The sequence below is a fragment of the uncultured Aquabacterium sp. genome (assembly GCF_913773725.1).
Lineage (GTDB): Bacteria > Pseudomonadota > Gammaproteobacteria > Burkholderiales > Burkholderiaceae_C > Aquabacterium.
On record NZ_CAJYGK010000069.1, the window covers coordinates 20,568 to 27,378 of the forward strand.

A 6,811-nucleotide genomic window follows, 5' to 3' on the forward strand; every position below is an offset into this window, starting at 1 on the left:
AAAGGATCACCCCATGAGCGCAGTACTCGGCCCTGGCGGCCACGTTCACGGTCATGACGACCACGCACACGATCACCCTCACGGCTGGCGGCGCTGGGTCTACGCCACCAACCACAAGGACATCGGCACGCTTTACATGCTGTTCGCGCTGACGATGCTGATGATCGGCGGCGTGCTGGCGTTGGGCATCCGCGCCGAGCTGTTCCAGCCCGGGCTGCAACTGGTCAACCCCGAGCTGTTCAACCAGCTCACGACCATGCACGGCATCATCATGGTCTTCGGGGCCATCATGCCGGCCTTCGTCGGCTTCGCGAACTGGATGCTGCCGCTGCAGATCGGTGCGTCCGACATGGCGTTCGCGCGCATGAACAACTTCAGCTTCTGGCTGATGATCCCAGCGGCCATCCTGCTGGTCAGTTCCTTCTTCATGCCGGGCGGGGCACCGGCTGCCGGCTGGACGCTGTATGCGCCGCTGACCTTGCAGATGGGCCCCTCGATGGACGCCGGCATCTTCGCCATGCACATCCTGGGCGCCTCGTCCATCATGGGCTCGATCAACATCATCGTGACCATCCTCAACATGCGTGCGCCCGGCATGACGCTGATGAAGATGCCGATGTTCGCGTGGACCTGGCTGATCACGGCCTACCTGTTGATCGCCGTGATGCCGGTGCTGGCCGGCGCCATCACGATGACCCTGACTGACCGCCACTTCGGCACCAGCTTCTTCAATCCGGCCGGCGGCGGTGATCCGGTGATGTACCAGCACATCTTCTGGTTCTTCGGGCACCCCGAGGTCTACATCATGATCCTGCCGGCCTTCGGCATCATCAGCCAGATCGTGCCGGCTTTCGCCCGCAAGAGGCTCTTCGGTTACGCCTCGATGGTGTATGCCACGGCATCGATTGCGATCCTGAGCTTCATCGTGTGGGCACACCACATGTTCGCCACCGGCATGCCGGTCACAGGCCAGCTCTTCTTCATGTACGCCACCATGCTGATCTCCGTGCCCACGGGCGTGAAGGTCTTCAACTGGATCGCCACCATGTGGCGTGGCTCCATGACCTTCGAAAGCCCGATGCTGTGGGCGGTCGGCTTCATCTTCGTGTTCACCATGGGTGGCTTCACGGGGTTGATCTGCTCGGTGGCCCCCATCGACACCCAGATTCAGGACACCTATTACGTGGTGGCGCATTTCCACTATGTACTGGTAGCGGGATCGCTGTTTGCCTTGTTCGCGGGCTTCTACTACTGGGCCCCCAAGTGGACCGGCGTGATGGTGCCCGAATGGAAGGGCAAGCTGCATTTCTGGTGGTCGCTGATCGCCTTCAACGTGACCTTCTTCCCCATGCACTTCCTCGGTCTGGCCGGCATGCCGCGCCGTTACGCCGATTACCCGATGCAGTTCGCCGATTTCAACGCGATCGCGTCGGTGGGGGCCTTCGCCTTCGGCTTCGCGCAGGTCTACTTCATCTTCGGGGTTCTGATCCCGGCCATGCGTGGCAAGGGCGAACCGGCACTTGCCAAGCCGTGGGAAGGCGCGGAAGGGCTGGAGTGGGAAGTGCCGTCACCCGCACCCTTCCACACCTTCGAGACGCCGCCCAAGCTCGATCCGACGGCCACCCGCGTCGTGGGTTGAGAACGGCCACAAGGAGCACCTCATGCCGATTCCTGCCGACTCTCGCGCTGCCAACCGCCGCCTGGGCTGGATCCTGGCGTCGGTGGCCGCCGCCTTCTTCATCGGCTTTGTGGTGAAGATCATCCTGCTGTCGCCCCGATGAGCGTGCCCCCCCTCCGTCCCGATGGCGTCTGGCGCCGCGCCTTTCGTGTGCACCAGGCCAATCGCGACACCGTCTTCAAGCTGCTGGTGGTCACGGCGCTCATGTTCGGCTTCGGCTATGCGATGGTGCCGATGTACAGGCACATCTGTGCGGCATTGGGCATCAATGTGCTGTCGCTGGGCGAGCAGAAGGTACCCGGCGCGGTGGGCGCGACCCAGCGCAACACCCAGGTGGATCTCAGCCGCACCGTGACGATCGAGTTCGATGCCAACGCCCGGGGCCCATGGGACTTCAAACCTGAAGTGCGCTCCGTGCGCGTGCACCCTGGCGAGCTGACCACCGTGGTCTACGAGTTCCGCAACCGCCAGGATCGACCGATGGCCGCGCAGGCCATCCCCAGCTATGCGCCCAAACAGGCCACATCCCACTTCACGAAGCTCGAGTGCTTCTGCTTCGCGGAGCACATGCTGAAGCCCGGGGAATCGAAGCGCTGGCCGGTCACGTTCATCATCGACCCCCGATTGCCCAAGGACGTCAGCACCATCACCCTGTCCTACACCTTCTTCGAAGTCGGCGGGCGGGTGCCTGCTGTGCCCGGGGGCTCGGTATGAGCGAACTGGAACCCGGCTCCGGATCGTCGGAAGGCCTGCGCGAGGCCGCCCAGCGCCGCGGCTCGTTCCTGCAGACGGTGAAGGCCGTGGCATGGTCCTTCTTCGGTGTGCGCAAGTCATCGGAGTACGCCCGCGACGTGGCCCACATCAACCCCATTCACGTCATCGTGGCAGGCATTCTGGCCGGCCTCGCATTCGTGGTCGGTCTGGTGCTGCTGGTGCGCTGGATCATCCACAGCGGGGTGGCCCAATGAGCCCCGTTCTGCTTGTCGTCATGAACCACATCGGCCCGTGCTTGGGCCAGAGGAGTCAGACATGTCGGTAGTCGTCTCGAAAGGACACGAAGCCCCGTACTACTACGTGCCAGGGCCGTCCCGGCACCCGATGATGGCCGCTGCCGGGCTGTTCTTCGTCATCCTCGGCGCCGGGCAGTGGGTCAACGGCGTGGCCTGGGCGCCTTACTCCGTGCTCTTCGGGCTGGTGTGGTGGGGCGTGGTGCTCACCCAGTGGTTTCTGGATGCGATCCACGAGAGCGAAAGCGGGCTCTATGGCGAGCGCATCGACGTTTCCTACCGCTGGAGCATGGCGTGGTTCATCTTCTCCGAAGTGATGTTCTTCGCCTCGTTCTTCGGCGCCTTGTTCTGGGCCCGACTGTATGTGCTACCCGCGCTGGGCAGCATCGACAATGCGCTGCTTTGGCCTGATTTCAAGGCGATCTGGCCTTCCGAAGCCATGGGTGCCACCGCCTCGCCGGCCGGCACGGTCGAGCCCTTCCGCACCATGGGGCCGTGGCCGATCCCCACCATCAACACCGCGCTGCTGCTCACCTCCGGCGTCACGCTCACCATCGCCCACCATGCGCTGCGCGAGAACCTGCGCAGCCGCTGCCTGACTTTCATGTGGCTCACGGTGCTGTTGGGGGTGCTCTTCATCAGTCTGCAAGCCTATGAGTACTACGAGGCCTACACCCACCTGAACCTCAAGCTGTCATCCGGGATCTACGGCTCGACCTTCTTCATGCTTACCGGCTTCCATGGCCTCCATGTGTTCGTCGGCATGTTGATGCTGCTGTTCATCACACTGCGATTGCAGAAAGGGCACTTCACACCCGAGCGCCACTTCGGCTTCGAAGGGGCTGCCTGGTACTGGCACTTCGTGGACGTCGTGTGGCTCGGTCTGTATGTCGTGGTCTACTGGACCTGACCGAGTGACCGTCATGAACCGACCGGAATGCCGGTCGGCTGGATCCAGCCCAGCTTGTAGCTGATCAGGATGAAGAGGAACAACGCGACCGACAGCGCCACCCGCAACGCCAGGGCGCGCACCATGCGGTTGGTCTTGGGCTGGCCATCGCGGCCGTCGCGCAGCATGGCCCGCCCGGCCAGAGCCAGCGCGCCCACGATGCCCAGCAGGGCGATGACGAAGATGGTGTTCATCGCCGCAGTGTATGGCGCTGCGTGTTCGATGCGGGAGGGGGCATGACCCTCACCCCGTCGGTGTCGGGGGCGCGATCCCGGCGGCGCCCGCTGCTGGTGGCGCTGGCGGCAGTCTTGGCGGCCGGTACGACGGCAGCCCTGGGCTTCTGGCAGCTCTCGCGGGCGCACACCAAGGCGGAGCGTGCCCAACAGGTGGCCCTGCAGGCCGCCTTGCCACCCTGGACCGCCACCGATTGGCCATGCGGTGTGACCACCGACCGTGATCTGCCGCTGCAGCGTCCCGTTCGACTCCGGGGACAGTGGTGGCACGAGCGCACCGTGCTGCTGGACAACCGCAGCATGGACGGCCGCAGTGGCCTCATCGTGGTGACGCCCCTGAGGGTGTCTGGCTTACCGCGCGGCTGTCAGGGGTCTGTGGTGCTGGTTCAGCGAGGCTGGATCCCCCGGGACCCGGGCGCACCCCGGGACCAGGCCCATCTTCCTTGGGTGCCCCGGCCTGCCGGTGAGGTCGAGGTACGGGGACGACTCATCGCCGAGCCCGCCAGGGTCTACGCAATCGGTCAGGAGGCACCTCCTCAAGGGAATGCGCCCTTGTTGCGTCAGAACGTCGACGGCGCGTTCTGGCAGCAGTGGTTGGGGCAATCCCCGCTGGTGGGCGCCGTGCTGCAGTTGCAAGCTGAGGACACGCCCGCGTCCGATGTGACGGCCCCTGATGCCCCGGCGGCCGATGGCCTGTGGCGCCAGTGGCCTCAGGCGGACGATGGGCGAGGCAAGCACCTGGGCTACGCTGCGCAATGGTTCGCCATGGCGGCACTGATTGTGGGACTGTATGTCTGGCACCAACTCATCCGCCCCCGCCGGGCCGCTGCCCGGCACGTTGACGAGCCCGTCTCCCGTGCGCGCTGTCACGAGTCCCCGCATGAGCACCCGCGAGCCTGAGGCGACCGACGCCGCCCTGCAGTTCAGCGTCCATGGCATGCCGGCCCAGGATCTGGCTCAGGCGCAGCGCACGCGCCGAGGGCGGATCAAGATGCTGATGGTGTGGCTGGTGTGTGCGGCGCCGGTGATCGCCTCCTACCTTGCGTACTATGGCTGGCGACCGGACGCCCGCGTCAACTACGGTACGTTGGTGACACCCCCCCGTCCCGTGCCTTCCGATGCCCACCTGGCCTTGCGCGGCCCCGATGGACAGGCCGTGCCCGCGAGCGCGTTGAAAGGCCAGTGGCTGCTGGTGAGCGTCGCGGGCGGGGACTGTTCAGCGGACTGCGAGCGGCATCTGTACTGGCAGCGGCAGTTGCGCGAGGTGCTGGGCAAGGACAAGGACCGGCTTGACCGCGTCTGGTTCGTCACTGGCGACGCCCCCCCCCGATCCGACCTGATGCCCGGCCTCACCGGAGGCGGCTCGTGGGTGCTTCGCACCCAACAGGACGCCTTGGCGGCATGGCTCCGTGCCGCGGACGGACAGCCCTTGTCCGCCCACCTGTATCTGGTCGATCCGCGAGGTGACTGGATGATGCGCTGGCCTGCCGATGCCGATCCCGGGCGCATCAAGAAGGATCTGGTGCGGCTGATGAAGGCCAATGACAGCTGGGACGAGGCGGGTCGCTGAGCCCGCTGGAGACGCCATGGACATCGCCTCGCTGATCGACCTGGACCCCGTGCTCGAGTTGCTGATGCTGGGGGCAGCGCTTGCGCTCGTTCCCACTGGCGTGGTGGCCTGGCGGGCGCGCAAGCAGGGCGTGCGCGGCTGGCGAGCCTGGCAGCGGGTGCTGACGGTGGCCACCCTGTTCCTGACATTGGACCTTGTGGTGTTCGGGGCCTTCACGCGCCTGACCGACTCCGGCCTGGGGTGCCCTGACTGGCCCGGCTGTTACGGCGCGACCACGCCGTGGGGGGCCCGTGCCGAGATCAACGAGGCGCAGGCTGCGCGCCCCACCGGTCCGGTCACCCATCACAAGGCCTGGATCGAAATGGGGCACCGCTACCTGGCCACCGCTGTCGGCGCCCTGATCACCCTCCTGATGGTGGCTGCGTGGCGGGCCCGGCGGCAGCCCGGCGCCCTGTCTCCCTGGTGGCCCACCGCGACCTTCGTCTGGGTCTGTGTGCAGGGCGCTTTCGGAGCCCTGACGGTCACGATGAAACTGCAGCCCATCATCGTCACGCTGCACCTGCTCGGCGCCTTGCTGGGCGTCGGGCTGCTGACGGCCCAGGTAAGGTCTCTGAGCGAGCCTGGCTCATTGTATGAGCGAGCCGTCATCAAGGCCTGGCAAGGAGCGGGTTGGCGCCGAGCCGGGGTGATCGTGCTGGCGCTGGTGGCCATCCAGGTGGCACTGGGTGGGTGGGTCAGCAGCAACTACGCCGTGCTGGCCTGCCCGGACTTCCCGACCTGCCAGGGACAGTGGTGGCCCGACATGGACGCCCGCACCGCCTTCACGCTCTGGCGTCCGTTGGGTCAGGACGGGCAGGGCGGCTGGATCGCGCTGCCCGCGCTCACGGCCATCCACATGGCACACAGGGGGATGGCTGTCGTCGTGTTGCTGGCCCTCCTGGCCTATGGTGTCGCACTGCTGCGCCATACGGCCTGGCAGCGTGAAGGGCGCGGTTTGCTGATGCTGGCGGCATGGCAATTGCTGACAGGCCTGAGCAATGTCGTGTTCAGCTGGCCTCTGCTGTCTGCCCTGGCGCACACGCTGGGCGCGGCACTGCTGGTGTGGTGGCTCGTGAGGCTGCTGGTCACTCCGGATTGGGCGACCACGACCGCGTCGTCCCTGCAGGGATACAAGGGTCTTCACGCTACAAGCCGGCTGCAACGCGCGCCATAGTCGCTTCATCTCCTGTCGGTCCCTCAACCCCGGAGTCGACCATGCCTGACACGATCGCCTCGAACTCGGTGCATGCCGCGCCTGCGTTGCCCTCGACCTGGCGCCAGTACCACGTGCTCACCAAGCCCCGTGTGGTGCAGCTCATCGTCTTTTGCGCGGTC

At 65.9% G+C, this 6,811-nt stretch carries 9 protein-coding genes; 8 read left to right on the forward strand and 1 reads right to left on the reverse strand.

Going from position 1 to position 6,811, the window contains the following annotated elements; translation table 11 throughout:
• Nucleotides 1-13 precede the first annotated feature (13 nt).
• The 5 genes from ctaD to QZ709_RS08360 all read left to right on the forward strand — a co-directional run bounded on the left by ctaD (nt 14) and on the right by QZ709_RS08360 (nt 3,595).
• A complete protein-coding gene (ctaD, locus tag QZ709_RS08340) occupies nt 14-1,639 on the forward strand; it encodes a cytochrome c oxidase subunit I (protein WP_294636816.1) in 1,626 nt (541 codons plus the stop codon).
• Between the two features lie 22 nt (nt 1,640-1,661).
• Nucleotides 1,662-1,781, forward strand: a complete 120-nt coding sequence (locus QZ709_RS08345; protein ID WP_294636817.1) for a cytochrome oxidase small assembly protein — start codon at nt 1,662-1,664, stop codon at nt 1,779-1,781.
• On the forward strand, nt 1,778-2,392 hold the full coding sequence (locus tag QZ709_RS08350; RefSeq protein ID WP_294636819.1) for a cytochrome c oxidase assembly protein: 615 nt from the start codon (nt 1,778-1,780) through the stop codon (nt 2,390-2,392). The genes QZ709_RS08345 and QZ709_RS08350 overlap by 4 nt, the downstream gene beginning before the upstream one ends.
• Entirely contained in the window at nt 2,389-2,646 is a 258-nt protein-coding gene (locus QZ709_RS08355; protein ID WP_294636821.1) for a DUF2970 domain-containing protein, read from the forward strand. The genes QZ709_RS08350 and QZ709_RS08355 overlap by 4 nt, the downstream gene beginning before the upstream one ends.
• Before the next feature lie 61 nt (nt 2,647-2,707).
• Nucleotides 2,708-3,595, forward strand: coding sequence for a cytochrome c oxidase subunit 3 (locus QZ709_RS08360; protein WP_294636823.1), 888 nt, complete (start codon nt 2,708-2,710; stop codon nt 3,593-3,595).
• Between the two features lie 11 nt (nt 3,596-3,606).
• Here the strand turns inward: QZ709_RS08360 and QZ709_RS08365 are convergent, their stop codons facing one another.
• Nucleotides 3,607-3,828 (reverse strand): DUF2909 domain-containing protein, encoded by a 222-nt coding sequence (locus QZ709_RS08365; RefSeq protein ID WP_294636825.1) that lies wholly within the window; start codon nt 3,826-3,828, stop codon nt 3,607-3,609.
• 42 nt (nt 3,829-3,870) lie between these two features.
• Between QZ709_RS08365 and QZ709_RS08370 the strand changes: the two genes are divergently transcribed.
• The 3 genes from QZ709_RS08370 to QZ709_RS08380 are packed head-to-tail and all read left to right on the forward strand — an operon-like array spanning nt 3,871 to nt 6,650.
• Nucleotides 3,871-4,767, forward strand: coding sequence for an SURF1 family protein (locus tag QZ709_RS08370; RefSeq protein WP_294636827.1), 897 nt, complete (start codon nt 3,871-3,873; stop codon nt 4,765-4,767).
• Nucleotides 4,748-5,437: a hypothetical protein gene (locus tag QZ709_RS08375; protein ID WP_294636829.1), complete on the forward strand. Its 690-nt coding sequence runs from the start codon at nt 4,748-4,750 to the stop codon at nt 5,435-5,437. The genes QZ709_RS08370 and QZ709_RS08375 overlap by 20 nt, the downstream gene beginning before the upstream one ends.
• 16 nt (nt 5,438-5,453) lie before the next feature.
• On the forward strand, nt 5,454-6,650 hold the full coding sequence (locus tag QZ709_RS08380; protein WP_294636831.1) for a heme A synthase: 1,197 nt from the start codon (nt 5,454-5,456) through the stop codon (nt 6,648-6,650).
• Nucleotides 6,651-6,811: the final 161 nt, after the last annotated feature.